We start from the raw sequence: 1,794 nt of genomic DNA, 5'->3' as shown, positions 1-1,794 counted from the left end.
CGCCCTGCCCTTCGCGTCCCTGACGCTGCATCCCACGGACATCCGCCGCAACGACACCTCGCCGGCCGCGCGCTGGAAGACGCTCGGCTACCTCGACGCCGTGCTGGCGGCGGCCGAAGCGCGGGCGGCGGGGTTCGACGAGGCCCTGTTCCGCAACACCCACGGACGCGTCGCCTGCGCCGGCACCGGCAACCTGTTCGCCGTGTTCGGCACCCGCCTCGTCACCCCGCCGCTCTCGGAAGGCGTGCTCGCCGGCATCGTCCGCGCCGAGGTTTTGGGCTTGGCCCCAAGCCTCGAATTCACGGCGGAGGAACAACCCCTCGCATTCGAAGAATTCCTCGGCGCCGACGCGGTGTTCCTGACCAATTCCCTGCGCGGGCTCGCACCCGTGCGGGCGGTCGGCGCGACGCGGTTTGCCGAGCATCCGGGCGTGACGGGGCTCATGGAGGCCCTGCGCGCGGCCATGCACCCGTGAGGCTTTCGCGAGATCATCCTCCGCGCGATCACCGTTTTTGGCTGCGCCTCGCCCTGATGGCGGCCTACGGCTTTATCGGAATCGTGCATCTCGCCGCCCCCGACGCGTTCCTGCCGATCATGCCCGACTGGGTGCCGGCGCCCCGCCTGGTGGTGATCCTCACCGGGTGTTGCGAACTCGCCGGCGTCGCCGGCCTGATCTGGCCGCCGACCCGGCGCTGGGCCGGCATCGGGCTCGCCCTCTACGCCGTCTGCGTGTTCCCGGCCAACATCAAGCACGCCCTCGAGGGCATCCCCGTCGCGGGCCTGCCGGATTCGTGGTGGTACCACGGGCCGCGCCTCGCGTTTCAGCCGGTCTTCGTGTGGTGGGCCCTCTACGCCACGGGCGTCATCGACTGGCCGCGTCGCCGCGCCGGGTGAGGGCAGGGTGCCGCGGACCGGCACGCAGAATAGAATATTCCTTTCTATTCCTTCTCCGCCCGCTTCACCGTCCCCCAGGCGGATTCCATCGCGTCCAGGGGCGTTTCCTCCAGGGCCTTCCCCTGTGCCGCGATCAGCGCCGCCATGGCGGTGAAGCGGCGCTCGAACTTCTTATTCCCTTGGCTTAAGGAATATTCCGGATTGATCCCGAGATGGCGGGCGAGGTTGGCCACCGAGAACAGCAGGTCCCCGACCTCCTCGTCCATGTCCGCCCGGCTGCCGTTGGCCATGGCGTCGGCGACCTCCTCGGTCTCCTCGCGGACCTTGGCGACGACGTCGGCCGGGTCCGACCAGTCGAAGCCGTAGGTCGCCGCCCGGGCCGAGAGTTTCTCGGCGCGGCTGAGGGCGGGGAGGGCGCGGGCGATGCCGTCCAGGGGACCTGCCCGGCGCTCGGACCGCCCCGCCCGCTCCTCCGCCTTGATCGCCGCCCATTGCCGCTCCACCGCGGCCGGATCGCGCAAGGATGAGCCCGCCGGCACCGGGCCGCCATCGGCGGCGAACACGTGCGGGTGGCGCCGGATCATCTTGGCGACGATCGCCGCGACCACGTCCGCGAAGGTGAAGCGCCCCGCCTCCTCCGCCAGGCGGGCATGGAACACGACCTGGAGCAGCAGGTCGCCGAGCTCGTCGCGCAGATCGTCCGCGTCGTCCCGCTCGATGGCATCCACCACCTCGTGGGCCTCCTCCACGGCATAGGGCGCGATGGAGGCATGGGTCTGGGCGACGTCCCACGGGCAACCCGTTTCCGGGTCGCGCAGGGCCGCCATCAGGGTCAGGAGCGCGTCGATGGTCAAGGGGAACTCCGGGACGTTTGGGGCGGGGGCGAACGGACCCATAGCC

At 70.9% G+C, this 1,794-nt stretch carries 3 protein-coding genes; 2 read left to right on the top strand and 1 reads right to left on the bottom strand.

Going from position 1 to position 1,794, the window contains the following annotated elements:
• Both FV218_RS22340 and FV218_RS22335 read left to right on the top strand, forming a co-directional pair.
• A partial coding sequence (locus FV218_RS22340; protein WP_187273152.1) for an aminotransferase class IV occupies window positions 1–475 on the top strand: 475 nt, incomplete at its 5' end.
• A gap of 56 nt (window positions 476–531) precedes the next feature.
• Window positions 532–894, top strand: coding sequence for a DoxX family protein (locus FV218_RS22335; RefSeq protein ID WP_147711594.1), 363 nt, complete (start codon window positions 532–534; stop codon window positions 892–894).
• Between the two features lie 44 nt (window positions 895–938).
• Here the strand turns inward: FV218_RS22335 and mazG are convergent, their stop codons facing one another.
• Window positions 939–1,790, bottom strand: a complete 852-nt coding sequence (gene mazG / locus FV218_RS22330) for a nucleoside triphosphate pyrophosphohydrolase (protein WP_147711595.1) — start codon at window positions 1,788–1,790, stop codon at window positions 939–941.
• Window positions 1,791–1,794 lie beyond the last annotated feature (4 nt).

It is taken from the genome of Methylobacterium sp. WL69, assembly GCF_008039485.1.
In the GTDB taxonomy this organism is placed as follows: Bacteria; Pseudomonadota; Alphaproteobacteria; order Rhizobiales; family Beijerinckiaceae; genus Methylobacterium.
Note: the sequence above shows the minus strand (reverse complement) of the source record. Positions and strands in the feature narration are given on the sequence as shown.

Coding starts and splice junctions, on each gene's coding strand:
- FV218_RS22335 (WP_147711594.1), top strand. CDS start 532: ATGGCGGCCTACGGCTTTATCGGAATCGTGCATCTCGCCGCCCCCGAC.
- mazG (WP_147711595.1), bottom strand. CDS start 1,790: ATGGGTCCGTTCGCCCCCGCCCCAAACGTCCCGGAGTTCCCCTTGACC.